A 24,834-nucleotide genomic window follows, 5' to 3' on the forward strand; every position below is an offset into this window, starting at 1 on the left:
CGGGGCGGCGTACCGCAGGCGTCGCACCGGTTGTCGTCGTCGGGCCGGTCGGTCACGGCTGGCCTCCTGTGGTCGGGGCGGCGTGGGCGGGGGTCACGGCGCGGGGTCCGGGGTCGCCGGGGGCTCGGGGGCGGCCGCGCTCAGCGCCGGGGCGGGGTCGGAGGGGGCCGGGGCGCGGTCGCCCGCGGGGTCGCCGCCCGGGCCGGACGGGCGGGCCGGGGTGCCCGGGCGGGCCGAGGCCACCACCGCCCACAGGACCCAGATCACGGCGACCAGGGCCCGTGCCCAGGCGGGGCTCAGAGGGGTCCAGGGGATCATCAGGACGGCCTTGTCGAAGGCGTCCAGCAGGGTGAGCCCGGCCAGCAGCAGGGTCAGGCGAGCCAACCAGGGGCGGTCGGCGCGCAGCACCAGGCCGGCGCCCGTCCACCACAGGCCGAGCAGGAGGAGGGCGAGTGCCGGGACGAAGGTGGCGGTCAGGGGCATGGTGGAGCCCGCCACGTCCAGGACCAGGCCCGCCAGCCCGGCCAGCGTGGCGGCCGTGCCCAGCCGGGAGCCGCGCAGGCGGCGCCACCACAGGACGCCGCCGACGAGCAGCAGCACCGCGGCCACGGCCAGCGCGAGCTGGGTCTCCACCCGCTCCAGTCCGCGCGCGCCGTACCAGTCGCAGCCGGACGGGAGTTTGCGCGCCTGGACGTTGTAGTCCGCGCAGACGAGGAGTTGGGCCAGCTTGACCGGTTCGCCGACCAGGCGGGCGGACGCCCCCGAGACCTCGCCCCGGCGGTCACCGCACTGCGGGACCGCGCCGGGGGTGGAGCCGTCGGGTCCGTCCTGCCAGCAGTTGGCGCGCCCCTGGCCGTCCCACCACACGTCCATGCCGTTGGGGCGGGCGACGCCGGACTTGTCCTTGCCCATGACGTTCCCGGCGTACCGGTTGTGGTGGGAGGTGTCGGTCTGCTTCGACCACGCCTCCTCACCGCGGATGAAGGCGGGGACCGCGCTGAGGAAGAAGCCCGCACGCCGGTGCCCGTACACCCAGTTGTTCTCGTAGAGGTTCCAGTTGCCGCCCGCGGTGATGATGCCGGTGCCTGGCGGCATGGAGATCTGCGGGCAGACCACGCCCCGTTCGTAGCCGCGTTCGATCGGCGGTTTGGCGCAGGTGCCGTCGGCGACGTACCCGTAGTAGTCCTGGTTGTTGTCGTGGATCAGGTTCCGCTCGAACTTGGCGTGGTTCTGCGGCAGTCCGGGGTGGCCGGGGAAGGCGCTGTCCATCGAGGCGCCGCCCATGTTCTGGTCGAACTCGTTGTCGTGCACCCACACCGAGTCGCCCGCGGTGCCGGAGTAGCCGACCATGTTGTGGTGGCTGCGGCAGCCGGTGATCTCGATGGAGTACCGGGGGACCTCGTAGCCGCGGCCGTCGTTGATGTTCGAGGCGCTGCCCGGGTAGATGCCGGAGTCGCCGTTCCCGTACGACTCGCAGTTCTTGTAGAGCCCGTGGTCGCTGGCGAAGGTCAGGAAACCGTACTCGTCGTTCCAGCGGGTCAGCACGTCGTCGATGACGAAGCCGTCGCCCGCGAGCACGTACAGCGAGTTGAAGGTGGTGCGCTGGGCGGTGAAGTTGCGGAAGTAGATGCCGTTGGACTTGTCCGCGCGGATGGCGTTCAGCTTCTGGTACTTGGCGTCGACGACCACGTCGAGCCGTGACGCGCCCGTGCCCTCGATCTGCAGGTCCGTCTTGCCGAGGATGGCGACGAGGTTCTGGTTGTGCCGGCACTGCACCTGCTGCTCGTAGGACAGGATCTGGTAGCCGAGCGAGGACTGGGGGGCCTTGAGCGCGGCGCACTCCCCTGTCGGCGTGGGGAGCGAGGGCTCCTCCTCGTACAGGCCGGGGAGGATCGCGATGTTCATCCCGGGCCGGTCGACGGCGTCGACCGCCTCCTGCAGGTGCCGGTAGCCGCTCTGCTCGCACCGTTCGTACAGGGCGAGGTTGCGCTGCCTGAGCTCTTCGGGGAAGGCGGATATCCGGCGCTCGAAGGCGGGCCGGTCGGTTTTGCAGACGATCAGGTCGGGCTCCGCCGTGCGGTACACGGGTACCGATCCGGAGCCGTCCGGGAGGGTGATCGGGCGCTCCTCGTGCGCGCTGGCGGCGGGCGCCGCGACGAGGAGGGACAGGAGGGCGAGAAGGGCGGCGAGGAGCGCCGCCGGCACGGCAGGGAACCTGCGGGTCCACGACATGCGCGTGAGAGTAGAGCAATGTTCATCTTTTGGGATCCCCCTCGACCGAATCCGTGTTCGGCAGCTCCGTCCGCATGCCCGTCGACCCTTCCCCCATTTCCGGCCTTTCCCGCCGATCTCCGGACCGGGCACGGGTTCGCCGTTGACGTGCGAGCCGCGGAATCCTACTGTCGACCATAGGATTCCTTCGACGGAGCGGGAGCAGCACATGAGCGAGCAGGCCAGGAAGACGGCAGAGGCACTGGAGTACCTCACCGGCTTCGGCAACGAGCACAGCTCGGAGGCCGTCCCCGGCGCCCTGCCGATCGGCCGGAACTCGCCCCAGCGCGCACCCCTCGGCCTCTACGCCGAGCAGCTCAGCGGCAGCGCCTTCACCGAGCCCCGCACCCACAACCGGCGCTCCTGGCTCTACCGGATCCGCCCCTCGGCCGCGCACCCGCCCTTCACCCGGATCGACAACGGGGCCCTGCGTTCCGCGCCCTTCACCGAGTCCGTGGCGGACCCGAACCGGCTCCGCTGGAACCCGCTGCCCGACCCGGCCCCCGGCACCGACTTCCTCTCCGGCCTGTGGACCCTCGGCGGCAACGGCGACGCCGCCCAGCGCGCCGGCATGGCCATCCACCTCTACGCCGCCAACGCCGACATGACCGACCGGGTGTTCAGCGACTCCGACGGCGAGCTGCTCATCGTCCCCGAGCGCGGCGGACTGCTCCTGCGCACCGAGCTGGGCCTGCTCGCCGCCCGCCCGGGCGACATGGCCCTCATCCCCCGCGGCATCCGCTTCCGCGTCGAGCTGCTCGACGCCGACGCCCGCGGCTACATCTGCGAGAACTACGGCCAGCCCTTCGAGCTGCCGAACCTGGGCCCGATCGGCGCCAACGGTCTCGCCGCCGCGCGGGACTTCCAGGCCCCCGTCGCCGCGTACGAGGACAGCGAGCGCCCGACCGAGGTGATCAACAAGTTCTGCGGCAACCTCTGGTCGGCCACCTACGACCACTCCCCGCTCGACGTGGTCGCCTGGCACGGCAGCCACGTCCCGTACGTGTACGACATGCGCCGCTTCAACGTCCTGGGTTCGATCAGCTACGACCACCCCGACCCGTCGATCTTCACGGTCCTGACCTCGCCCTCCGACACCCCCGGGCTGGCGGGCGTGGACTTCGTGGTCTTCGCCCCGCGCTGGCTGGTCGGTGAGGACACCTTCCGTCCGCCCTACTTCCACCGCAACGTGATGAGCGAGTACATGGGCCTCATCGAGGGGGCCTACGACGCCAAGGCCGAGGGCTTCGTCCCTGGCGGCGGCTCGCTCCACAACATGATGTCCGCGCACGGACCCGACCACGAGACCTTCGAGCGGGCGAGTGCGGCCGAGCTGAAGCCGCAGAAGATCGACGACGGCCTGGCCTTCATGTTCGAGACCCGCTGGCCGATCACCGCCACCGCGCAGGCGGCCGGCGCCGATCACCTCCAGCGCGGCTACGACGACGTGTGGCAGGGTCTGCAGCGCCACTTCCGCGCCTGACCTGCACTGCATACGCTGCATGCGCCGTACTCGTACGCGTACCCGTACCCGTACCCTGCATGCGCCGCACGCCACCCCTGCCCAGCCTTCGGAGATCCACCCGTGACCGCCTTCGCCCCCGACTCGCTGGTACTGAACCGGAAGCTGCCGCTCTGGTACCAGGTGTCGCAGTCACTGCGCGCCTCGATACTGGGGCGCACCCCGGACGCCTCGCTGCGCCTGCCCACCGAGGAGCAGCTGGCCGGGCACTACGGGGTGAGCGTGCTGACCATGCGGCAGGCGCTCAAGGAGCTGGAGGGCGAGGGCCTGATCAGCCGGCACCGTCGGCGCGGCACCTTCATCGAGCCGGGCGCGCTGCGCAGCGCCCCGGTCCGGCTGCTGGGCTCGGTCGACGCGATCGTGGCCCAGCAGTCGGGCGACCGCACGACGATCCTCGGGCACGGCCGCACGGCCGTGTCCGGGGAACTGCTGGAGCACTTCCCGGACACGGCCGAGGTGGTCACGTACCGCCGCCTGCGTCACGACCGGGAGAGCGGCGAGCCGACGAACTGGGCGGAGAACGCCGTCCTCCCGGAGTTCGCCGAGGCGGTGGATCTCGCCGATCTCGAACGCTGGCCGATGACGAAGGTCCTGCGTGACATCGTGGGGGTCCGCATCAGCCGGATCACGGACACCGTGGAGGCCCGGCTGGCCGACCCTGAGACGGCCGAGCTGCTCCAGGTGCCGCTGCTGAGCCCGATCCTGCACTACACGGGCGTCACGTACGACGAGGACGGCCGGGTGGTGGACGTGGCCCGGATCCGCTACCGGGGCGACCGGTTCTCCTTCACCGTGACGGTCGACGCGCACTGACGCCGCTCCTCCGGCGTCCCCTCTGACGAACCTCTGACGAACCTCTGACGCCCTCTGACGCCCTCTGACGCCCTCCGGCGCCTCTGCGACTCCGCGCGACTACTTCTCGTCGTCCTCCCTGGTGCGTTCGCCCTCCGCCTGGGACGGCGTGGTCCGCATCGTCTGGGGGTGCCGCTGCTTGCGCTGGACCTCGTCCATGTCCTCGTCGAGGCGCTCGCCCTCGGCCTGTGACGGGGTCGTGTATTCGTCGTACTGGCTCATGACCGCCTCCTCAGTCGATACCGTACGTATGCGTACATAAGGAGCCTAGCTCTTCGGCCTGGACGTAGCCCGGCCATCGGATCCCGTCGCTACCATCGGCGGCGTGAGCGAAGACGTACCGCTGATCGAGGATCTGATGCCCTGGTCCGTGGGCGGCCTGCGCCTGGGCCGGGACTGGGTGGCCGCACCCGATCCGGCGGCCCTGCGCGCCCGCTGGGCTGCCCTGACCGGCTCCGAAGGCGCCGAGCGGGAGCGGCTGTTCCGGCCGAGCCGCAGCCGCAGGCCCGACGCCGGGGCGGCCGCCCTGCCGGGGCAGCGCTCGGCGGCCACGGCCCGTTTCGCCGACGCCCCGGGCCCCTGCCCCGACCCCGTACGGGTGCTCCGCGAGCCCTTCGACGAGCAGTGGCTGCTGCCCGACCAGCGGCTCATCGACGCGGCCCGCCCCGAGCTCTGGCGGGTGCGGGACGAGCACCAGCTGTTCCTCGTCGAGACCCCGGATCCGCTGGTCACCGCGCACCTCCCGGTCGGCCGCCTCGGCCGGATCCGCCCCCTTCACCGGCGTCCCGGCGGCGCCGAGCCGAATCTCGCCCCCGGCCTGCTGCCCCTGCTCGGTGCGCGCCACGGCGGCCGGGTCACCCCCGAGGACGTCCTGTGCTGGATCCTCGCGGCGGGCCGCCCGGGCCCGCGCGGGTACGAGGTCCCGCTCGCCGCCGGCTCCGAGCACTGGCGGGCCGGGCTGGAGCTGGGGCACCGACTGCTGAGCGTGCAGCTGCGCGGCGCGCGCGGCGGTGAGCCGCCCCGGCTGCCCGGCGGGCGCCGCCCGTACGTGCGCTCGGCGGTCGCGGGCTGGCCGCGGGAGCTCGCGTACGACGCCGAGAGCGAGACGCTGAGCCTCGGGAGCGGGACGGTCTCCCCCGTGCCGGCCGGGGCCTGGGAGTACGAGGCGCAGGGCGTGCGGGTGCTGCCGGCCTGGTTCGCCGCCCGCACCGCACACCGGGGTCCGGACGCCGACGGTCTGGCCGCGCTGGGGCCGGCCGAGTGGCCGCAGAGCTGGACCTCGGAGCTGCTCGCCCTGGTGACCACGTTGGCACTGCTGGCCGAACTTGCCCCGGAGCGGGCCGCGTTCGAGCCCGGGCCGGTGCTGTCGGCGGAGGCGTTGCGCGCGGCCGGGGTGCTGCCGCCGCCGGCCTGGGCCCGGCGCCCCGCTTCGGTGCTGGACCACCAGGAGGAGGGCCCGGGCGGGCAGTTCGCCCTCCTCTGAGGATCCGAGGAGGGCGCGAGCCCGGCCTGATCGGCACGACACCCCCTTGGGCGTGTCCGCAAAGTTTCGCCTGGTGCGCGACGCCTGGCACCCCCTAGGGTCCCCAGGCCCCCAGCAGCCGGGACACCGTACGGTCGAAGACCAGGGCCATGTCGAGCCCGGCGCCCGGGACCGGGCCGCCGCCACCGAGGGCCGCCGCCAGCCGCGGATACTCCCCGGTGGCCAGCCGGGAGCCGAGCCAGGCCGTCCGTACGCGCTGCTCCTCCGCCTCGCCCCAGGGCAGCGACCGGGCCCGCTCGGCCAGTGCCAGCTCGCTGGCCACGTAGGTCGCGACGGTCCCGTTGACGGCGGCGACGAGCTCCAGCTTCTCGCCGTCCGGCGCGTCGAGCGGAGCCAGGCAGTCCAGGCTGTACTCCAGGTAGCGCAGGGCGTTGGGACCGAAGCCGTAGACGGGGCTCAGCAGGCGCGGCAGCCAGGGATGGCGGTGCATCAGCGCGCGCGTCCGGCGGGCCAGCGCGAGCAGGTCGGCCCGCCAGTCGCCGGTCGGCGCGGGGAACTCGTACTCCCCGCTGACCGCGTCGACCATCAGCTCGTACAGGTCCTCCTTGCGCGGCACGTAGTTGTAGAGGGACATCGTCCCCGCGCCGATCCCGGCCGCCACGCGGCGCATGGAGACGACCTCGATCCCCTCCTCGTCGGCGATGCGCACCGCCTCGGACGCGATGGACTCGCGGCTGTGCGCGGGCCTGGGGCCGCGGCCGGCCCGCTGGGGGCGGGACCAGATCACTTCGGGTTCAGCGGGTCGCCCGCCGGCTGTCATGGCTCAGATCACCTCGTCGTCTCCCCACCATCTTAGTTACGTACACCGTACGTAGTGAGGTACGGTGACGCACATGACAACTACGTACGCTGTACTTAGTGAGGGTCTGGAGAAGAGCTATGGGGAGGTCCACGCCCTGCGCGGCCTCGACCTCGCCGTCCCCGAGGGCACGGTCTGCGGCCTCCTCGGCCCCAACGGCGCGGGCAAGACCACCGCCGTCCGGATCCTGACCACGCTGACCGCACCCACCGGCGGCCGCGCCCTCGTCGCCGGTCACGACGTCACCCGGGATCCCGCGGCCGTCCGCCGCGCCATCGGCGTCACCGGGCAGTACGCCTCCGTCGACGGGGACCTGACCGGCCGGGAGAACCTCCGCCTCTTCGCCCGGCTGACCGGACTGCGCGGCTCCGCGGGCCGGGCCCGCGCGGACGAGCTGCTGGAGCGCTTCGGGCTCGGCGAGGCCGCCGACCGGGTGACCGCCACCTGGTCCGGCGGCATGAAGCGGCGCCTGGACCTGGCCGCCGGCCTGGTCACCCGCCCCCGGGTGCTGTTCCTCGACGAGCCCACCACCGGCCTGGACCCGGCGGCCCGCGAGCAGATCTGGACGGCGGTGCGCCGGCTCTCCGAGGAGGGCACCACGGTGCTGCTCACCACCCAGTACCTGGAGGAGGCCGACCGGCTGGCCGGCGAGATCGTGGTCGTCGACCGCGGCCGCGTCGCCGCCACCGGCACTCCGGCCCGGCTGAAGGCCCGGATCGGCGCCCGCGCCGAGGTCACCGTCGCGCAGCGCGGGGCGCTCGCCCGCGCCGCCGCCGTGCTCGACCAGCTCACCGGCGGCCGGCCCGTGCTCGACGAGGAGCGGCTGACCGTCGGCGTCACCGTCCTCGACGGCGCCCTCACCCTGCCGCGGATCATCCGCGAGCTCGACACCGCCGGGGTCCCGGTCACGGACGCGACCCTGCGCCCGCCCACCCTCGACGAGGTGTTCCTGCGCCTCACCCAGGCCCGTTCCGCCAACCCCGACGCCAACGCCGATACCGGCGCCGATACCGGCGCCGACGACCAGGAGTACGCCGCATGAGCACCCTGCTGTCCGACGGCGGAGCCGTCCTCACCCGCCAGCTCCAGAAGGCCCGGCACGCCCCGGCGCTGCTGGTCCTCACCCAGACCATGCCCATCACCATGCTGCTGTTCTTCGGCTACGTCTTCGGCAGCGCGCTCGCCATGCCGGGCGCGGAGTACCGGGAGTTCCTGGTCCCCGGGCTGCTGGCCGCCACCGCCGCGAACGGTCTGATGACCGGCATGTTCACGGCCGCGCAGGACGCCCACCGCGGGGTGATGGACCGTTTCCGGACCCTGCCGATGAGCCGCACCGCCGTACCTCTCGGGCAGACGGCCGCCGATCTGCTGACCACCGGCGTGTCGATGGTGCCGCTGATGCTGGTGGGGCTGTTGATGGGCTGGCGCATCGAGAACGGCCTGCCCGGCGCGCTGGGGGCCCTGGGCGTGCTGCTGCTGTTCCGCTTCGCCACCGCATGGGTGGGCACGTACCTCGGCCTGCTGAGCAGCAGCGAGGAGGCGGCCGGCCAGCTCGGCAGCGCCACCTTCGTCCTGCCGATGCTCTCCAGCGCGTACCTGCCGACCGCGGGGCTGCCCGGGTGGCTGCGGGCGGTCGCCGAGTGGAACCCGATCAGCGCGGTCGCCACCGCCGTGCGCGCCCTGTGCGGGAACGCCGGGGGCGAGGCCGCGGCGGGCGCCGCCTGGCCCGCGGCGCACCCCGTGGCCGGGGCGCTGCTGTGGTCGGGGCTGCTCCTCGCGCTGTTCGTACCGCTGGCCACGCGCCGGTTCGCGCACGGCGCCCGGTAGCGGCCGTCATATGTGATCAATGGCGCGCATCGCCGCCGGCGTGGTGACAGCTGCCCGTCGACCCGGTAGGCAGGGCCCATGGCTACCGAACCGCTCCCCCTGGACGGCATCACCGTCGTCGCCGTCGAACAGGCCGTCTCGGCCCCCTTCGCCACCCGTCAGCTCGCCGACCTGGGCGCCAGGGTGATCAAGGTCGAACGTCCCGACGGCGGCGACTTCGCCCGTGCCTACGACACGGCCGCGCACGGCCTCGCCTCGCACTTCGTGTGGGCCAACCGGGGCAAGGAGTCGATCGCGCTCGACCTGAAGGACCCGCGCGGCCGGGAGGTCCTGCACGGACTGCTGGCCGGGGCCGACGTCTTCGTGCAGAACCTCGCGCAGGGGGCCGCGGCCCGGCTGGGGCTCGACTCGGCCGCGCTGTGCGCGCGGTACCCCCGGCTGGTCGCCGTGGACGTCTCCGGCTACGGCGCCGAGGGCCCGTACGCCCACAAGCGCGCCTACGACATGCTCGTGCAGTGCGAGGCGGGCCTGGTCTCGGTGACCGGCACCCCGGAGCGGCCGGTCAAGGCGGGCATCCCGGCGGCGGACATCGCGGCTGCCATGTACGCCTTCTCGGGGGTCCTGGCCGCTCTGCTGCGCCGCGGGGTCACCGGGCGCGGGGGCCGGGTGGAGGTGTCCATGCTGGACGCGCTCGCCGAGTGGATGGGCCATCCGCTGCACCACACGATGCACGGCGGGGAGCAGCCCGCGCGGACCGGCCTCGCGCACGCGGTGATCGCGCCCTACGACGCCTACGCGACGGCGGACGGGGACCGGGTGCTGCTGTCGGTGCAGAACGACCGTGAGTGGCGGCGCCTGGCGCAACAGGTCCTGGAACGGCCCGAGTTGGCCGAGGATCCGGCGTACGCGACGAACGCGGCGCGCACCGGGAACCGGGAGAAGACCGACGCGGTGGTGGCGGAGGCGCTGGGCCGGCTCGGCGCGGACGAGGCGATCGGGCTGCTGGAGGCGGCGGGCATCGCGTGCGCGCGGCTGAACTCGGTGGCCCAGCTGGCCGGGCATCCGCAACTCGCGGCCCGGGACCGCTGGCGGGAAGTGGATTCACCGGCCGGTCCGCTGCGGGCCTTGCTGCCGCCGATCGGACTGCCGGGCGGCGCGGCACCGCACATGGGTGCGGTGCCCGCGCTGGGCGAGCACACCGAGTCCCTGCTGCGCGCCCTGGGGATGGCGGACGCACAGATCTCGGAACTGCGCCGGGACGGTGTGATCGGGTAGGGCCGGGGAGCCGGAGGCCAAGGGCCGACGGCTGCGGTACGGGTACGGTTACGAGCGGCGGCTGCCGAAGAGCGTGCGACGCAGACGGCGCAGCGGCGCGAAGAGCGAGACGCGCGCGCTCCGGCTCCGCAGGCGGTGCGTGTGGTCGCGGGAGGTGAGCTCGCGCATCAGCAGCGTCGCCTCGGCGGCCTCCCGGTGCGGGACGGCGGGACCGCCCAGCACGGCGAGGTGGCGGTCGAGGCGCGAGCTGGTCGCACTGCTGCCGCACGTGATGGCAGGCACGCGAGGCGGCCTGCTGCGCATTGCTATCTGTTCCATGTTCTCTCCCCACCCGTACGAGGGCACCCGGCCCGGGCAGGTTAACCCTATCGCCCCCGCGTCGCCCCCGGGTATCCCGGTGGTGTGAATTACCCCTGCGGCGACGGGGAGTTGACGACTACTCAACGGAGTCGCCGATTACTCTCCGCATGGACGTCACGCTGCGAAAGGCCTCTGCGCCAGTCCCGTCACGACAGGGGCCACTTGGCCCACACTGCGCTAACTTGGAGTGATCGCCCGATGACACTCGGGCGCACGGGAGCACACTCGGGGGCGCGCGTGAGTGACCAATCGAACTCCGAACGTGTCATCTCAGGCCGCTACCGGCTGCTCGAACCGATCGGCCGTGGCGGGATGGGCATCGTGTGGCGGGCCCGCGACGAGGTACTCGCCCGCGAGGTCGCCGTCAAGGAGGTACGGGCGCCGGCCGGACTGGAACCCGCCGAACTGGAGCGGCTGTACCGGCGGCTGGAGCGGGAGGCCTGGGCCGCGGCCCGGGTCTCGCACCGCGGGGTGGTCACCGTCTACGACGTGGCCTCCGAGGGCGGACGCCCCTGGATCGTGATGGAGCTGGTGCGCGGGCTCTCACTGGCGGACGTACTGGAGGCCGAGGGGCCGATGACCCCTCAGCGGGCCGCGCACATCGGGGAACAGGTGCTCGCCGCGCTGCGCTCCGCCCACGACTCGGGGGTGCTGCACCGGGACGTGAAGCCGGGCAACGTCCTGATCGCCAACGACGGCCGGGTGGTGCTCGGCGACTTCGGGATCGCGACCCTGGAGGGCTCCTCGGCGATCACCATGACGGGCGAGGTGGTCGGCTCCCCTGAATTCCTGGCGCCGGAGCGGGCGTTGGGGCGCGAACCGGGACCCGAGTCCGACCTGTGGGCACTCGGGGTCATGCTCTATGCCGCCGTCGAAGGGGTCTCGCCCTTCCGGCAGGCCACCGCACTGGACACCCTGCGGGCCGTGGTGGACGCGGAGTTGCCGCCGCCGCGCCGGGCCGGTGCGCTGGAGCCCGTACTGGACGGGCTGCTGCGCAAGGACCCGGCCGAGCGGCTGCCCGCGGCGGAGGCGGCCCGGATGCTGCGCGTGGTGGGCGCGGGCGGGACCGTACGGGCCCCTGGCGGACCGGTGTCGGGGCCGGACACGCCGACGGCCGCGGCGGCGCACCACGGGCACGGGGCGGGCGAGCCGCACCCCGCGCCGCACGCGGCGCATGCGGCGCCCTACGGGACTCCGCCGCCACCGGCCCCGTCCGGGCCGGGGGCGCGCGAGAGCCGGGCCGGGCTGGTGCTGACGGTCGGGATCGTGCTGATGCTGCTGGCCCTGGTCGCGGTGGGGTGGCTGCTGCTCAAGGACCGCGAGAACACCCATGGGAAGGGCGGCGGGAACGGCGGCGCACCGACCGGCTCGGCGACCACCGCCCAGACCGTCACGACGACCCCTTCGACGGCTCCGCCGGCCTCGGCGTCGGCGTCCGCCCCGGCCACTGCGGGGCAGCACGTCTCGGTGTACGTGGACACCGTGCGCTCCTCCTACACCGGCAGCTGCCCGCCGCCCGCCGCGTACGCGCCCGCCTTCACGGCCACCGTCGAGGTGGAGCGCACCCCGGTCGTGCTGGAGTACCGCTGGGCCACGCGGAGCGGGCGGACGTCCGGCCCCGACTGGCGCTCCGTCACGTACGAGGAGGGCGGGCCGAGGAGCCGGCGGCTGGAGCACACGGAGCTCACGCACAAACCGGACGGGGTCTTCGAGGATGCGGTCCGGCTGGAGGTGCGGGGACCGGCCGAGGTGGCCACCCAGTGGGTGGCCACCTCGGTGACGTGCCGGGAGGAGACCCCGACGAGCGGGGCCCCCTCCCCCGGACCGAGTCCGTCGCCGGCCTCGCCGACGGCGAGCGCTCCGGCGGCTCCCGGGACCGGCGAACCGGATCCGACCATCAGGACGGACCGGACGGACCGGATGGACCGGACGGGTCGGACGGGGCAGCCGGGCCGCGCGGACGGGGAGAACCGCGCGGACCAGGAGTACCGGGCCGATCAGGCGGCGTTCGTGAAGACCGGCAGGTAGCCGCCGGACTGTCCGGCCGCGGTCGGGTGGTACGACTCGCCGATGTTCAGCCAGTTGACGCTGTGCAGCCACGCGTCGCCGGAGCAGATCTCGTGACCCGTGAAGGCGCCGGCGACCGAGGCGAAGGTGAAGCCGTGGTTGGCGGCGCGTTTGGCGATGGCGGCGTTGAGGTAGTCGGCGGCACCGTTGATGGCGGCCCGCTCGCCCTCGGTCAGGCCAGTGGTGCAGGTGCCGTTCAGCTTGTAGAAGCGGGGGTAGCCGAGGACGACGACGCGCGCGCCGGGCGAGCGGCTGTCGATGGCGTTGTAGACCTGGTCGAGCTGGCCGGGGAGGGTGGAGTCCACGTAGGCCTTGGCCTGGTTCACGCGGTTGACGCAGGTGGATTCGGACTGGAGGACGCAGGTCGTCATAACGTCGGAGAATCCGGCGTCGTTGCCGCCGATGGTGATGCTGACCAGGTCGGTGCCGGAGTTGAGCGGGGCGAGCTGGTTGGCGAGGACATCACCCGTGCGAGCGCCCGAGCAGGCGGTGAAGGAGAAGGTCTGGGGGGAATGGGCGGCGGCCCACAGGGCCGGGTAGGCGCGGGTGGTGCGCTTGCAGTTGCCGCTCGCGCCGTCGTAGTTGCCGGCGCCGACGCCGGAGGAGTACGAGTCGCCGAGGGCGACGTAGCCGAAGTCGGCCCGGGCGGTGGCGGCCGCCTGGCCCGCGCCGAACAGGGTGGCGCCCGCGGCGAGTAAGAGGGAGGAGGCCAGGGCAGCGAAGCGCGACAGATTCATGCTCATGTGTGCGGCTCCTTGTGGGGGTTACTCCTGAGTCCGTGGTACAAGCAGCCGAGGATCGCTGGAAGTGTCCATGCCAAGAATGTTCAGGGCAGAGTTGAAGCCCGAACCTTCACTCCGAATGCGTTTGAAGAGGGAACTTGGGCACCCGATCCAGCGAAACACGGGTGCACGAGGGCACCGTGTGCCGGATCATGGGCGCCATGTCAGCCAACCCGCATGACGCGCTGCCGATCCGGCTCAACGTCGACGACAGCGACTCACCGTCGGACGTCGTCGACGCGCTCTTCCTCGGCCGGTTCGCGTCCGGCGAGCAGCCGTACTCGCACAGCGTGTCGATCGAGCGGGTCAAGGCGGAGGCCACCCTCCTGCCGCCGGAGGCCACGGTGTTGCGCTCGGCGCGCGACAGCGACCGCAGCGCCACCCTCGCCGAGGGCGAGGGCTGGACCATGCTCGTCTCGCGCTGGAGCCGGGGCGCGGACGTCACCGTGACGGCGATCAGCGACGAACTCGCCGCCGGTGTGCTCGGCAAGGCCACGGAAGGCGTCCAGGACGAGCCCGAACCGCAGCCCGAGAACGTCACGATGGGCTTCTGGTACGTCTCCCCGCGCCGCGGCCCGTACCGGACGACCCGCCAGATCGCGGCCGGAACCTGGGCGGAGGTGCGGCCCAACTACACCGCGCCGGTGGCCGGGGCGATGGACCGGCTGATGAAGGTGACCCCGGACGACATCGCGGGCCGGCTGCTCCTGCTGCACGGGCCGCCCGGCACGGGCAAGACCTCCGCGCTGCGCACGCTGGCCCGGTCCTGGCGCGACTGGTGCCAGGTGGACTGCGTCCTGGACCCGGAACGGCTGTTCAACGACGTGGGCTACCTGATGGACATCGCGATCGGCGAGGACGAGGGCACGGCGAAGGGCCGCTGGCGGCTGCTGCTGCTGGAGGACTGCGACGAGCTGATCCGGGGCGAGGCCCGCCACACGGCCGGGCAGGCGCTGTCCCGCCTGCTGAACCTGACGGACGGCCTGCTGGGGCAGGGCCGCAACGTCCTCGTGGGGGTCACCACCAACGAGGACCTGGAACGGCTCCACCCGGCGGTGGTCCGCCCGGGGCGCTGCCTGGCCCGCATCGAGGTCGGCCGGCTGACCCACCGGGAGGCGGTGGACTGGCTGGGCACGGACGAGGGCGTCTCCCGCGAGGGCGCCAGCCTGGCGGAGCTGTTCGCCCTGCGCCGCGGCACGGGCCCGGCGGCGATCCTGCCGCCACAGCCGCACAGCTCGGAGGCGGGGCTGTACCTCTAGCCTCCGGCTCGGTGGGCGGTTCAACTGCCCGGCCGCGCCTCAATCGCCGGCGTGGCTCATTTGCCGGCCTCTCCGGCGTTCGAGGCACGGAGGTCCGGGGCAGCGCCCCCGGCGACCGGCCGGCGGGGCCGACGTACCGCGCTCTGGGGACCCGCGCCTCAATCGCCGGCGAGGCGGGGGTTGCGCCCGGACCGGCCCGCGCGGGGCCTGGGGTCGCACGGCCTGACCAGCGGTGGCTACTTGGCGGCGTACCGCGCCCGGAGGGCGTCCGTGGCGGCGGCGAGGGCTTCGGCCTGCGTCAGGCCGAGGCGGTGGACCCGGTCCGCGTACGCCTGTGCGGCGGACGCCGCCTCGCGGGACACCGCGTCCCCGGCGGCGGCGATGAAGGTCCCGTTCCGGCCCCGCGTCTCGATCACCGCGTCCGCCTCCAGCGCCCGGTACGCCTTCGCGACCGTGTTGGCGGCCAGCCCCAGCTCCTCCGCGAGGCCGCGTACCGTCGGCAGCTTGAAGCCCGCCGGGAGCTTCCCCGACCGGGCCCGGTCTGCGATCTGCACGCGCAGCTGTTCATACGGGGCGGCCGACCCGGCCGAGCCGTCGATGGTGATCTTCAGGTTTGTCGAGGTCACGCGGGTGATTGTCCACCATCGGCGGCTAATTGGGAGGCGCACGCCGCGAAGGCGCACGTAGCGTCTGCCACATGACCGTATCGATCCGCGACCTCCGCCCCGGCGACCCCTCGGACGCGGCGTCCGTCGTACGGGTACGCCGCGCCGCCCTGCCGTTCGTGATCACCACTGCGGAGGGGGTGACCTTCGAGCTCTCCTCCGCCCACCCGGCGAAGCACCACCGGATCCTCGTCGCCGAGACCGGGGACGGCCGGGTCATCGGCACCGCCCAGGTCGGCATCGTGCACGACAGCCCCGAGCCCGGCCAGTCGTACGTCAACGCCTACGTCGATCCCGCCCACCGCGGCCTCGGCGCCGGCGCCCTCCTGCTGCGCACCGCCGAACAGCACCTCGCCGCGCGGGGCGCGGTGGACGTGTACGCCTGGGTGCTCGACGAGCCCGCCCCTCGTGCCTTCGCCGAGCGGCACGGCTACCGCCCCAGCCGGTCGGCGCACTTCCTGCGCCTGGACCTGGCGGCGGTCACGCTGCCCGAGCTGCCGCGGGACCTTCCGGCCGGGGTCGAGCTGCGTCCCGGTTCCGCCTTCGCCGCCGACCCGCGGCCGCTGTTCGAGGCCGACGCCGAGACGACCTCCGACGAACCGGGCGATGTCGCGGCGGAGCTCGACGACTACGAGGACTGGCTCGCGCACATCTGGAACAGCCCGTCCCTCGACAAGGAGCTGACCACCGTCGCCGTGGTCGACGGCGTCGTGGCCTCCTTCACCGCGGCGCAGACCGACGGCGGGACCCGCTACGCCTCGGCGATGACCGGCACCCTGCGCGCCTTCCGCGGCCGGGGGCTGGCCAAGCTCGCCAAGACGGCCTCCCTGCACCGGGCCCGCGCGGCCGGGTACACCGAGGCCTTCACCGGCAACGACGCGGGCAACGGCCCGATGCTCGCCGTCAACGAGTGGTTCGGCTACGAGATCTGCGCGACCGAGACGCGCTACACGAAGAAACTGGAGACCCCGTGACCGCACAGCTGACCGTCGTCCTGACCAAGGCCGGACGGACCAAGATCCGCTACCCGGCAGTGCAGGTCGCCGACGACGGAGACCGGATCTCCGTGCGCGCCCCCTGGGCGGCGGAGGGCGTACGGGACTTCGGCTTCGTGCGCTTCGAGCCGGGCGACGTGTTCGTCGAGCACTTCTGGCGGACCCGCTGGTACGCGGTCAAGGAGGTGTGGACCGCGGGCGGTGTCCTCAAGGGCTGGTACTGCGACGTCACGCGGCCGGCGCTGGTGCAGAGCGGGGAGATCCTGGTGGAGGACCTGGACCTCGACCTGTGGGTCTCGGCGGACGGGAGCTCCGTGCTGCGGCTGGACGAGGACGAGTTCGCCGGGAGCGGGCTCGCCGCGAGCGACCCGGAGGCCGCGGCCCAGGCCGTACGGGCCCTCGACGCGCTGGACGACCAGGCCCGGTCCGCGGCCGGCCTTTCCGCGCTCCTCTCGTAGTCCGGGGACGTGGGACGCGGGACGCGGGGCGCGCGGCGGCCCTCCCGTGGGGAGCCGGGAGGGCGCCGGGCCCGGGATGGTCCGGGGCCACACCATACGCACGGGCCTCAGTGGCCCGATAGGCATATGACAGGGGATATTCCGGATCCCCGGCGGGCCGGCGCTTCCCCTCGCCCCGGCCCCCCAGCTCCGTCCCCCGATCCCCGACCCCCGAGGAACCGAGCATGCCCGTCCACACCGCCACCCCGCTCGCCGAGGCGGTCCCCACGCCCGAGAAGGTCTGGTACGCCTCCTACGGGTCCAACATGCACATGGACCGCCTCGCCACGTACATCGCCGGCGGGACCCCGCCGGGCGCGGCACGCACGTACCCGGGCTGCCGGGACCACCGGGCGCCCGAGCGCTCGATCGCGGTCGAGCTGGAAGGCCGCCTGTACTTCGCCACGGAGTCCCCGGTGTGGACGGGCGGCCGGGCCTTCTACGACCCCACGGCTCCCGGGCGCATGCGCGGACGCGCGCACCTGGTGACGGTCGGCCAGATGTCCGACATCGCCGCACAGGAGATGTACGAGAAGCCGGGGGCGGACCTGGACCTGACGGCGGCCCTACGGGACGGTCGTGACGAGCTGGGCCCGGGGCGGTACGAGACCCTGATCTGCCCGGGCACCATCGAGGGCATCCCCATGCTGACCTTCACCGCGCCGTGGAGCCTTCAGGACGTCGAGGTGCTCAACCCGTCGGGCGCATACCTGCGCTACCTGGCCGGCGGCCTCCTGGAGTCCGGCCCCTGGGAGGAGCAGGACATCGCCGGCTATCTGGCGGCCTGCCCCGGCGCCGCCGGCAACTGGACGGCCGCACAGGTGAGGGACCTGCTGACGACCGACACCGGCCGGTGACGCCCTGCCGAGCCCACTTCCTGAGGCGGCGCTTGTCCCTGCCTTAAGAGGACCCTAAGGATCCGCTCCGGTGGGCCTGAGGTGGCAAAACCCGTGGTCGGGGCGGCTAGCTTGGCCGGGCCAGGACAGGAAGGGCCCGTTGTGGCGCCGCCGGGGGGCGGCGCACCACGGAGCCCGATTCCGCCGGCACGCCCCTGCCTTGTGCCCGAAGGAGATCACCCATGCCCGCACGCCGCCGCACCGCCGTCACGCTGACCCGTATCGCCGCCGCCGGCCTGGCCCCGCTCGCGCTGGCTGCGTACGCGGCGGCTCCCGCGGTCGCCCACGGTTCGATGACGGACCCGGTCAGCCGGGTGGCCGCGTGCTACGCCGAGGGACCGGAGTCCCCGGAGTCGGCGGCGTGCAAGGCGGCGGTCGCGGCCGCCGGGACGCAGCCGTTCTACGACTGGAACGCGGTGAACATCGCCAACGCGGCCGGCAACCACCGGTCGTTGATCCCGAACGGCCAGCTCTGCTCGGCCGGCAACGACAAGTACCGGGGGCTGGACCTGGCCCGTGCCGACTGGCCGGCTAGCCCGATGGCCGCCGGCGCGCACACCTTCCGCTACAAGGGCACGGCCCCGCACAAGGGCTCCTTCGAGCTGTACGTGACGAAGGACGGCTACGACCCGACCAAGCCCCTGGCCTGGTCCGACCTGGAGCCCGCGCCGTTCGCGAAGGTCACCGACCCGGGCATGCAGAACGGCGACTACGTCTTCTCCGGGACCGTCCCGAACAAGTCGGGCCGCCACCTGATCTACAGCATCTGGCAGCGCTCCGACAGCCCGGAGGCCTTCTACACCTGCTCGGACGTGGTCTTCGGCAAGGACAACGGGGGCGCGGGCGGCGGCAACGGCGGCGGCTCCGGTAGCGCTCCGACCACCGGGACGGGTGCCAAGCCGACCGACAAGCCGACCGGCAAGCCGGGCGACAAGCCTGGCGACAAGCCGGCGGACAAGCCCTCGGCCCCGACCGACCAGCAGATCTCCGACGGCGCCGGCAAGTCCACGGTGGAGCACAACGGCCACGGCGACAACGACCCGAAGACGAACGGCACGACGGATGCCGCCGCCGTCCCGATCGCGGCCGGCTCCTCCTCGCCGGCCGCGGCCAAGGAGAACCTCGCGGAGACGGGCGGCAGCAGCGCCACCCCGACGATCGCGATCGCCGGGGCCGCCGCCCTGGCCGTCGGCGCAGCCGCGCTGTTCGCAGCCGCCCGCCGCCGCACCGCGCGTACGGCGACGGGTCGCCACGGCCGCTAGGCCCCTGTCTGTCCGGTGCCGGACCGCCTGCGCCCCGTCAGTCGAAGACCGAGGCGCAGGTGGTCGGTTCGGCGTGTGCCGAGTCGAGGGCGTTGACCGCCTCGTGCCAGGCGATCCGGTCGGTGAGCCCGATCGTGACGTGCTCCGAGAGGTCCAGGAAGCACAGGTCCTGGAGGACGACGTTGCGTACGTTCGGCCCGTCCAGGAAGGCGCTCCGGTACGGGGTCACCACCTCGTCGTACTTGGTCGCGATGACCGTGTACTTCACCCCGGGCACGGTGTCCCCGCCCTCGTTCAGCTTCTGCTGGAAGGCGGATCCGGCGATCTGGTCGGCGAGACCCGGGGTCGCGGTGCTGATCAGGTCCTCGGCCCCGGGGAAGTACGGCAGGAGCTTGGTGAATCCAAGCAGGGTGGTGCCGTGGTTGTCGGGGGCGAGCCCGACCAGCGCGTTGACCTTCGAGGCGCCGCCGAGGAACTTCAGGTAGTAGCGCGGCATCATGCCGCCCTGCGAGTGCCCGATGATGTCGGTCTTGGCGGAGCCGGTGGCGGCGAGCACCTTGTCTACGAAGACGTCGAGCTGTCCGGCGGACTTGTCGATGGGCCCGAGCCCGTTGAAGAGGGGGACGCCGGGCAGTTGGCCGTAGTCGAGCGAGTAGACGCAGTACCCGCGGTGGACGAGGTAGGGCGCGAGGCCGAGCCAGTTGTCCCAGGAGTTGCCGAAGGTGCCGTGGACGAGGACGACGGGGCGCGGGTGCGCGGCGGACGGCTTGCACGACCAGTTGTTCCAGCCGCTGCTGGGGGCGGCCGCGGCCTGCGCTGCGCCGGTGGGGGCGACGAGTGCGGCGGCGGTGAGGGTGAGGACGGCGAGTGGGCGGAGCAGGCGTCTCCAGGGCAGCATCGGATGATCTCCTCGCGGGTCGACTCAAGGGGATGAGCGTGGGGGTTTGTCCCGTGATCCGGATCACAAGGGGGAGCTGCTGCCGCTAAATTACGGGTGAGTAGCAACACAGGGAAGTTACGCGTCGGTAAAAACTCGCGCGTCGCCCGGGCGACCGCCTGTACGGCGCCGGACGGACCGTCAGGCGGCCAGCGTGCCGCGGGCGATCGCGTGCGGTCCGAAGCGCGCGCGGACCCGGTCCGTGACGACCTCCAGGCGGCGGGCCTTCTCGTCCTCGGGGTCGAGGCTGAGCTGCCGCGTGGCCCGATCGGCCGAGGTCAGGTCCTCGGCGCGCAGGGACAGCGCGCGGACCCGGGCCCGCTGCAGGCCGAGGCCCGCGTAGAGGGCGTAGGCCGTGGCGGTCAGGGCGGCCGAGTGCGCGGTGGGCTCGGCCAGGGTGCGCGTCCGGGTGAGCGTGGTGCGGTCGGCGCAGCGGACGGTGAGCGAGAGGGCGCGGCAGACCTGCCCCCGGCCCTGTTCCTGTGTACGAAGCTTCGCGCCGAGCTCCTCCGTCAGCGAGAGCAGGGCCCGCCGGTGCCGTACGGGATCCAGCTCGTCCAGATCGAAGAGCCGCTCGGCGGCGATGGCGCGGGCGGCGGCGCCCGGCCGGACGGGGGTCCGGTCGATCCCGAGGGCGCGCTCGTGCACCTCACGGCCGAGCCGGGCGCCAAGGATCCGCCGCAGGGCGGCGGGCGGGGCGGCGGCGACCCGGCCGACGGAATCGAGGCCGTAGGAGCACAGGGTGCGGGCGGCCTTCGGCCCGACCCCGTCGAGGGCCGTGACGGGCTTGCCCGCCAGGAAGTCCCGTACGGCGGCGGGCTCCGCGGGGATCACCAGGGTCTCCCCGGGCCGGGCTTCGCGGGCCGCCGCCCGGGCCAGCATGGGGTTGCCGGCCACGCCGACGGCGGCGTCCACGCCGTACAGCGCGAGGGCCCGGACCCGGATCACGGCGGCCAGCCGGGCGGCGTCGCAGTCGAAGTACCGCAGCGCGCCCCGGATCTCGGCGAGGACGGTGTCGGGCGCCAGGGCCTGCACGGCCGGGGTGATGCCGCCGAGCAGCGCGAGCACCCCGGCGTACTCCCGCGCCCCGAGCGGGCCCCCGTCGGCGGGATACGGGCGCAGGCACATCACGACCCGCTCGGTGGCGGTCATCCCGCGCTCCCCGGGCTGGAGTGCCACAGCTTGCGGCCGGTCGCGGGGCCGGTGCCCGGCGGCTGGAGGTCGGCCCAGGGGTTCATCTCGTACCCCGTGGACATGCGGATCCTGCGGCCGGGACCTTGCGGACCCTGCGGGCCCTTCGCCGCAGGCTCCCCGTCGACGCCCGGGGCGGCCGGGGCTCCCGGGGCGGCCGGCTCGGCTGCCGGCTCGGCGAGGCGGGCCGCGACCGCGTCCAGACCGCCCGCCGCCCGCAGTTCCACCAGCTCCGCCAGGTTCCACGCCGCCGCCCCGACGACGCTCAGGCTCTGCGGGCCCCGCCGCTGCACGACACCTCGTACCAGCAGCAGGAAGGAATGGAAGACGGTGTGCGCGCAGCGTTCGTGGCTGTCGTCGAAGAAGGCCAGGTCGACCAGGCCCGTCCCGTCGTCCAGCGTCGTGAAGATGACCCGCTTCCCGGAGCGGATCGGCGGGGTCTGGGTGGCCGCCTTGGCCCCCGCGACCAGTACGGTCTGCCCGTGCTCGGTGTCCCGCAGCCGGCGCGCCGGGATCACTCCCAGTTCGGCCAGGAAGGCGTGGTGGTCCCCCATCAGGTGCCGCGAGGCGTCCATGCCGAGGACGCCCAGCTCGGCGCTGAGCCGTTCCGCCTCGGTCAGGTCGGGCAGTCCGACGGAGGCCGTGGACCGGCCGCCCTCCAGCGGGAGTTGCGGACCGCGCACGCCTGCGGCCCGCTGCGCGCCGTGCAGTTCGGACACGTGCAGCAGCAGGTCCCGCCGGTTGGCACCGAAGGCGTCCAACGCCCCGACCTGCGCGAGCCGTTCGACGACCGGGCGGCCCGGGTGCGCCCGGTCCCAGAAGTCGCGCAGGGAGGCGTACGGCTGTCCCGCCTCGATCCGGTCCGCCTCCGCCCCGCTGATGCCGTGGACGTCGGACAGCCCGAGCCGCAGCCCCCACACCCCTCCGTCATCGGACACCAGTTCGATATGATGGGCGGCCGCCGACCGGTTCACGTCCAGCGGCAGCACCGGCACGCCCCGCCGCCGCGCGTCCGCCAGCAGCAGCCGTTTCGGGTACATCCCCGGGTCGTGGGTCAGCAGCCCGGCGTAGAAGGCCGCCGGGTGATGCGCCTTCAGCCAGGCCGACTGGTATGTGGGCACCGCGAAGGCCACCGCGTGCGCCTTGCAGAAGCCGTACGACCCGAAGGCCTCCACGATCTCCCAGGTCCGGCCGATCACCTCCACCGGATAGCCGCGCTCGGCCGCCTTCGCCGCGAACCAGACCTTGATCCGCGGCTGCGACTGCGGGTCGGACAGCCCGCGCCGCACCCGGTCCGCCTCGTCCCGCCCGCAACCGGTCATGACATGCACGATCTCGATGATCTGCTCGTGGAAGACCACGACCCCGTACGTCTCGCGCAGCGCGTCGGCCAGGTCCGGATGCGGGAAGCGGACCGGGGCCCGCCCGTGCCGGGCCTCGATGAAGGGCCGCACCATGTCGGCGGCCACCGGCCCCGGCCGGAACAGCGAGATGTCGACGACCAGGTCGTGGAAGGTGGCCGGCTGCAGCCGCCCCACCAGGTCCCGCTGGCCCGGCGATTCGATCTGGAAGCAGCCCAGCGTCTCGGCGGAGCGGATCAGCTCGTACGTGGCCCGGTCGCCCGGCGGCACCTGCGCCGGGTCGTCCAGGTCGAGCTCCTCCCCCGTGCCACGGCGGATCTCCGCGACCGCGTGGGCCATCGCGGACTGCATCCGCACGCCCAGCACGTCCAGTTTGAGCAGCCCGAGCTCCTCCACGTCGTCCTTGTCGAACTGGGACATGGGGAAGCCCTCACCGCTGGTGGGTACCACCGGCGTACGGGCGAGCAGCGAGTCGTCGGAGAGCAGCACCCCGCACGGGTGCATGGCGATCCCGCGCGGCAGCGCGTCCAGCGATTCGACGAGCTCCCACAGCCGCCCGTACGACTCCCCCCGCACGTCGCGCAGTTCGGGGAGTTCCTCCAGCGCGGCGCGGGCGTCGCGGGCCCTGATGTGCGGGAACGCCTTGGCGAGCCGGTCGGTGACGGCCGGATCCATGGACAGGGCGGCGCCGACGTCGCGGATGGCGTGCCGGACCCGGTAGGTCTCGGGCATGGAGACGGTGGCGACTCGCTCGGTGCCGAACCGGTCCATGATCCGCCGGTAGACCTCCAGCCGGCGGGCGGACTCCACGTCGATGTCGATGTCGGGCAGGACGCGCCGCCGCTTGGAGAGGAAGCGCTCCATCAGCAGGCCGTGGGCGACGGGGTCGGCGTGCGCGATCCCGAGCAGGTGGTTGACGAGGGAACCGGCGCCGGAGCCGCGGGCGGCCACCCGGATGCCCATCTCCTTCACGTCGTCCACGACTTGAGCGACCGTCAGGAAGTACGAGGCGAAGCCGTGGTAGGCGATGATGTCGAGCTCCTGGTGCATCCGCTCCCAGTACGCGCGGTCACCCGCGTAGCCGCGCAGCACCATGCCGGCCGAGGCCCGGGAGGTGAGGACCCGCTGGACGCTGCGGCGGGCCGCGCCGACGAGCCGGGCCTCGGGGAAGTGCACGGAACCCATGCCGAGGTCGTCCTCGGGGTCCACGGAGCAGGCCTCGGCGGTCCGCCGGGTCTCCGCGAGCAGGCGCCTGGCGTCGGCGGGGCGCAGGCCGGCCGCCCGCGCGATCCGGTCGGCGGCCTCGGCCATGGCGGCGGGGGCCTTGAGCCAGCGCTCGCCGCTGTCGAGCGGGTACGCGGGGTTGCGGGGGTCGATGGGGACCAGGCGGCGGGCCGCGTCGAGGATGTCGGCGACCGGGCCCTGGCCGGGGTCGGCGTAGCGGACGGCGTTGGTCAGCACGGCCGGAACGCCCTGCTCGGCGGCGAAGCCGACGGTCCGGGCGGCCAGCCGGAGCGAGCCGGGCCCGGTGCCGGTGCGGCCGTGGTGGACGGCCTCCAGGCGCAGGGAGTCGCCGTAGATCTCCCGCCAGGGTGCGAGCAGCCGGGCGGCCCGGTCGGGGCGGCCCGCGGCGAGCGCCCGGCCCACCTCGGAGCCGGGCCCGAGCAGGACGAAGACGCCCTCCCCGCGCAGGGCCTCCCAGGGCACCAGCGGGACCTCGGCGGCCCCCGCGTGGGCGGCGGTGACCATCCGGCACAGCTCGGCCCACCCGGCGGCACCGTCCCGGGCCAGGAAGACGGCGCGCGCGGCGGACTCGTCCACGAAGGCCCCGCCCTTGACGGGGGTGCGCCGCCGGTACGAGGCCTCGCCGGAGCCGTCGCCCCCGACGGATCCGGCCGGGCCCCCCGACCCGGCCGAGCCCGTCGCGGACGGGACCGCCATGTCCGCTCCGAACAACGGCCGGATGCCCGCCTGCGCGCACGCCTTCGCGAACCGGACCGCGCCCGCGAGGGTGTCGCGGTCGGTCAGGGCGAGGGCGTCCATACCCCGCTCGGCGGCGCGCTCCGCCAGCCGCTGCGGGTGTGAACCTCCGTAGCGCATGGAGAACCCCGAAACGGTGTGCAGATGCGTAAAACCAGGCACCCGCGGCCTCCTGCTTCGCTCGAATGAACACCTCCCCCGCTCTCCACCATAGAGCAATTCGAATATTCGTGCGAAACACTTGTTCGATCACCTGATCGGGGCGGCTCGGTGTGCGGCGCGGGTGCCCTGCGGGCGGCTCGGCGGTGTGCTTCGGCCCGGGCCGTCTGCCGGGCTCCGCCCGGACCCGCGCCTCAATCGCCGGCGGGGCTGGAGGTGGCGGGCCTGTCGGCAGGGGTCGGGGTGGGGGGCCGGGGCGGGGTGTCTCCTCGGCTCGGCGCGTGCGGGCATGTCTCGGCTGTACCCGGTGGTCGCGCGCTCGTCCTGCGGGGAC

Annotated in this window: 21 protein-coding genes; 12 read left to right on the forward strand and 9 right to left on the reverse strand. The window is 73.5% G+C overall.

Features of this window, described 5'->3' with window-relative positions:
- Positions 1-93: 93 nt before the first annotated feature.
- Positions 94-2,232: a right-handed parallel beta-helix repeat-containing protein gene (locus tag ACZ4YL_RS15150; protein ID WP_468116746.1), complete on the reverse strand. Its 2,139-nt coding sequence runs from the start codon at positions 2,230-2,232 to the stop codon at positions 94-96.
- A gap of 208 nt (positions 2,233-2,440) precedes the next feature.
- On the opposite strand from ACZ4YL_RS15150, the gene hmgA reads away from it, so the two are divergent.
- Positions 2,441-3,754 (forward strand): homogentisate 1,2-dioxygenase, encoded by a 1,314-nt coding sequence (gene hmgA / locus ACZ4YL_RS15155; protein ID WP_356790786.1) that lies wholly within the window; start codon positions 2,441-2,443, stop codon positions 3,752-3,754.
- Positions 3,755-3,856: 102 nt separating this feature from the next.
- The gene (locus tag ACZ4YL_RS15160; RefSeq protein ID WP_351160822.1) at positions 3,857-4,606 is read left to right on the forward strand and encodes a GntR family transcriptional regulator; all 750 of its coding nucleotides are present in this window, start codon (positions 3,857-3,859) and stop codon (positions 4,604-4,606) included.
- A 99-nt stretch (positions 4,607-4,705) separates the two neighbouring features.
- On the opposite strand, the gene ACZ4YL_RS15165 is transcribed toward ACZ4YL_RS15160, so the two are convergent.
- The gene (locus ACZ4YL_RS15165) at positions 4,706-4,867 is read right to left on the reverse strand and encodes a hypothetical protein (protein ID WP_266598284.1); all 162 of its coding nucleotides are present in this window, start codon (positions 4,865-4,867) and stop codon (positions 4,706-4,708) included.
- 136 nt (positions 4,868-5,003) lie between these two features.
- Here ACZ4YL_RS15165 and ACZ4YL_RS15170 point away from each other — a divergent pair, with 136 nt between their 5' ends.
- Entirely contained in the window at positions 5,004-6,128 is a 1,125-nt protein-coding gene (locus ACZ4YL_RS15170; protein ID WP_468116798.1) for a type ISP restriction/modification enzyme, read from the forward strand.
- A 94-nt stretch (positions 6,129-6,222) separates the two neighbouring features.
- On the opposite strand, the gene ACZ4YL_RS15175 is transcribed toward ACZ4YL_RS15170, so the two are convergent.
- A complete protein-coding gene (locus ACZ4YL_RS15175; RefSeq protein ID WP_468116747.1) occupies positions 6,223-6,948 on the reverse strand; it encodes a TetR/AcrR family transcriptional regulator in 726 nt (241 codons plus the stop codon).
- A gap of 73 nt (positions 6,949-7,021) precedes the next feature.
- Here ACZ4YL_RS15175 and ACZ4YL_RS15180 point away from each other — a divergent pair, with 73 nt between their 5' ends.
- From ACZ4YL_RS15180 to ACZ4YL_RS15190, 3 genes are all read left to right on the forward strand, one after another.
- A complete protein-coding gene (locus tag ACZ4YL_RS15180; RefSeq protein ID WP_468116749.1) occupies positions 7,022-8,029 on the forward strand; it encodes an ATP-binding cassette domain-containing protein in 1,008 nt (335 codons plus the stop codon).
- Entirely contained in the window at positions 8,026-8,814 is a 789-nt protein-coding gene (locus ACZ4YL_RS15185; protein ID WP_468116750.1) for an ABC transporter permease, read from the forward strand. Before ACZ4YL_RS15180 ends, ACZ4YL_RS15185 begins: the two co-directional genes overlap by 4 nt.
- Positions 8,815-8,892: 78 nt before the next feature.
- A complete protein-coding gene (locus ACZ4YL_RS15190; protein ID WP_468116752.1) occupies positions 8,893-10,089 on the forward strand; it encodes a CaiB/BaiF CoA transferase family protein in 1,197 nt (398 codons plus the stop codon).
- 48 nt (positions 10,090-10,137) lie between these two features.
- Here ACZ4YL_RS15190 and ACZ4YL_RS15195 read toward each other — a convergent pair whose 3' ends face one another.
- Positions 10,138-10,407 carry a hypothetical protein gene (locus ACZ4YL_RS15195; protein ID WP_172671376.1) on the reverse strand — a complete coding sequence of 90 codons (270 nt, stop codon included), beginning with the start codon at positions 10,405-10,407 and terminating at the stop codon, positions 10,138-10,140.
- 279 nt (positions 10,408-10,686) lie between these two features.
- Between ACZ4YL_RS15195 and ACZ4YL_RS15200 the strand changes: the two genes are divergently transcribed.
- A complete protein-coding gene (locus ACZ4YL_RS15200) occupies positions 10,687-12,477 on the forward strand; it encodes a serine/threonine-protein kinase (protein ID WP_468116754.1) in 1,791 nt (596 codons plus the stop codon).
- Here the strand turns inward: ACZ4YL_RS15200 and ACZ4YL_RS15205 are convergent.
- The gene (locus ACZ4YL_RS15205) at positions 12,447-13,253 is read right to left on the reverse strand and encodes an SGNH/GDSL hydrolase family protein (protein ID WP_468116800.1); all 807 of its coding nucleotides are present in this window, start codon (positions 13,251-13,253) and stop codon (positions 12,447-12,449) included. The two genes, ACZ4YL_RS15200 and ACZ4YL_RS15205, sit on opposite strands and share 31 nt — an antisense overlap.
- Positions 13,254-13,459: 206 nt before the next feature.
- On the opposite strand from ACZ4YL_RS15205, the gene ACZ4YL_RS15210 reads away from it, so the two are divergent.
- Positions 13,460-14,557: a DUF5925 domain-containing protein gene (locus ACZ4YL_RS15210; RefSeq protein ID WP_468116755.1), complete on the forward strand. Its 1,098-nt coding sequence runs from the start codon at positions 13,460-13,462 to the stop codon at positions 14,555-14,557.
- 236 nt (positions 14,558-14,793) lie between these two features.
- On the opposite strand, the gene ACZ4YL_RS15215 is transcribed toward ACZ4YL_RS15210, so the two are convergent.
- On the reverse strand, positions 14,794-15,183 hold the full coding sequence (locus ACZ4YL_RS15215; RefSeq protein WP_468116756.1) for a GntR family transcriptional regulator: 390 nt from the start codon (positions 15,181-15,183) through the stop codon (positions 14,794-14,796).
- A 71-nt stretch (positions 15,184-15,254) separates the two neighbouring features.
- On the opposite strand from ACZ4YL_RS15215, the gene ACZ4YL_RS15220 reads away from it, so the two are divergent.
- From ACZ4YL_RS15220 to ACZ4YL_RS15235, 4 genes are all read left to right on the forward strand, one after another.
- Positions 15,255-16,196, forward strand: coding sequence for a GNAT family N-acetyltransferase (locus ACZ4YL_RS15220; protein WP_468116758.1), 942 nt, complete (start codon positions 15,255-15,257; stop codon positions 16,194-16,196).
- A complete protein-coding gene (locus tag ACZ4YL_RS15225) occupies positions 16,193-16,675 on the forward strand; it encodes a ribonuclease FAU-1 family protein (protein ID WP_468116760.1) in 483 nt (160 codons plus the stop codon). Before ACZ4YL_RS15220 ends, ACZ4YL_RS15225 begins: the two co-directional genes overlap by 4 nt.
- 224 nt (positions 16,676-16,899) lie before the next feature.
- Positions 16,900-17,571, forward strand: a complete 672-nt coding sequence (locus ACZ4YL_RS15230) for a histone deacetylase (RefSeq protein WP_468116761.1) — start codon at positions 16,900-16,902, stop codon at positions 17,569-17,571.
- A 221-nt stretch (positions 17,572-17,792) separates the two neighbouring features.
- The gene (locus ACZ4YL_RS15235) at positions 17,793-18,872 is read left to right on the forward strand and encodes a lytic polysaccharide monooxygenase auxiliary activity family 9 protein (protein WP_468116762.1); all 1,080 of its coding nucleotides are present in this window, start codon (positions 17,793-17,795) and stop codon (positions 18,870-18,872) included.
- Between the two features lie 37 nt (positions 18,873-18,909).
- Here the strand turns inward: ACZ4YL_RS15235 and ACZ4YL_RS15240 are convergent, their stop codons facing one another.
- From ACZ4YL_RS15240 to ACZ4YL_RS15250, 3 genes are all read right to left on the reverse strand, one after another.
- On the reverse strand, positions 18,910-19,770 hold the full coding sequence (locus tag ACZ4YL_RS15240; RefSeq protein WP_468116764.1) for an esterase/lipase family protein: 861 nt from the start codon (positions 19,768-19,770) through the stop codon (positions 18,910-18,912).
- A gap of 180 nt (positions 19,771-19,950) precedes the next feature.
- The gene (locus ACZ4YL_RS15245; protein ID WP_468116766.1) at positions 19,951-20,961 is read right to left on the reverse strand and encodes a DinB/UmuC family translesion DNA polymerase; all 1,011 of its coding nucleotides are present in this window, start codon (positions 20,959-20,961) and stop codon (positions 19,951-19,953) included.
- Positions 20,958-24,503: a DNA polymerase III subunit alpha gene (locus tag ACZ4YL_RS15250; RefSeq protein WP_468116767.1), complete on the reverse strand. Its 3,546-nt coding sequence runs from the start codon at positions 24,501-24,503 to the stop codon at positions 20,958-20,960. The genes ACZ4YL_RS15245 and ACZ4YL_RS15250 overlap by 4 nt, the downstream gene beginning before the upstream one ends.
- Positions 24,504-24,834 lie beyond the last annotated feature (331 nt).

This window comes from Streptomyces sp. NPDC030021, assembly GCF_055574035.1.

Coding starts and splice junctions, on each gene's coding strand:
- ACZ4YL_RS15150 (WP_468116746.1), bottom strand. CDS start 2,232: ATGTCGTGGACCCGCAGGTTCCCTGCCGTGCCGGCGGCGCTCCTCGCC.
- hmgA (WP_356790786.1), top strand. CDS start 2,441: ATGAGCGAGCAGGCCAGGAAGACGGCAGAGGCACTGGAGTACCTCACC.
- ACZ4YL_RS15165 (WP_266598284.1), bottom strand. CDS start 4,867: ATGAGCCAGTACGACGAATACACGACCCCGTCACAGGCCGAGGGCGAG.
- ACZ4YL_RS15170 (WP_468116798.1), top strand. CDS start 5,004: ATGCCCTGGTCCGTGGGCGGCCTGCGCCTGGGCCGGGACTGGGTGGCC.
- ACZ4YL_RS15175 (WP_468116747.1), bottom strand. CDS start 6,948: ATGACAGCCGGCGGGCGACCCGCTGAACCCGAAGTGATCTGGTCCCGC.
- ACZ4YL_RS15180 (WP_468116749.1), top strand. CDS start 7,022: ATGACAACTACGTACGCTGTACTTAGTGAGGGTCTGGAGAAGAGCTAT.
- ACZ4YL_RS15185 (WP_468116750.1), top strand. CDS start 8,026: ATGAGCACCCTGCTGTCCGACGGCGGAGCCGTCCTCACCCGCCAGCTC.
- ACZ4YL_RS15190 (WP_468116752.1), top strand. CDS start 8,893: ATGGCTACCGAACCGCTCCCCCTGGACGGCATCACCGTCGTCGCCGTC.
- ACZ4YL_RS15195 (WP_172671376.1), bottom strand. CDS start 10,407: ATGGAACAGATAGCAATGCGCAGCAGGCCGCCTCGCGTGCCTGCCATC.
- ACZ4YL_RS15205 (WP_468116800.1), bottom strand. CDS start 13,253: ATGAATCTGTCGCGCTTCGCTGCCCTGGCCTCCTCCCTCTTACTCGCC.
- ACZ4YL_RS15210 (WP_468116755.1), top strand. CDS start 13,460: ATGTCAGCCAACCCGCATGACGCGCTGCCGATCCGGCTCAACGTCGAC.
- ACZ4YL_RS15220 (WP_468116758.1), top strand. CDS start 15,255: ATGACCGTATCGATCCGCGACCTCCGCCCCGGCGACCCCTCGGACGCG.
- ACZ4YL_RS15230 (WP_468116761.1), top strand. CDS start 16,900: ATGCCCGTCCACACCGCCACCCCGCTCGCCGAGGCGGTCCCCACGCCC.
- ACZ4YL_RS15235 (WP_468116762.1), top strand. CDS start 17,793: ATGCCCGCACGCCGCCGCACCGCCGTCACGCTGACCCGTATCGCCGCC.
- ACZ4YL_RS15240 (WP_468116764.1), bottom strand. CDS start 19,770: ATGCTGCCCTGGAGACGCCTGCTCCGCCCACTCGCCGTCCTCACCCTC.
- ACZ4YL_RS15245 (WP_468116766.1), bottom strand. CDS start 20,961: ATGACCGCCACCGAGCGGGTCGTGATGTGCCTGCGCCCGTATCCCGCC.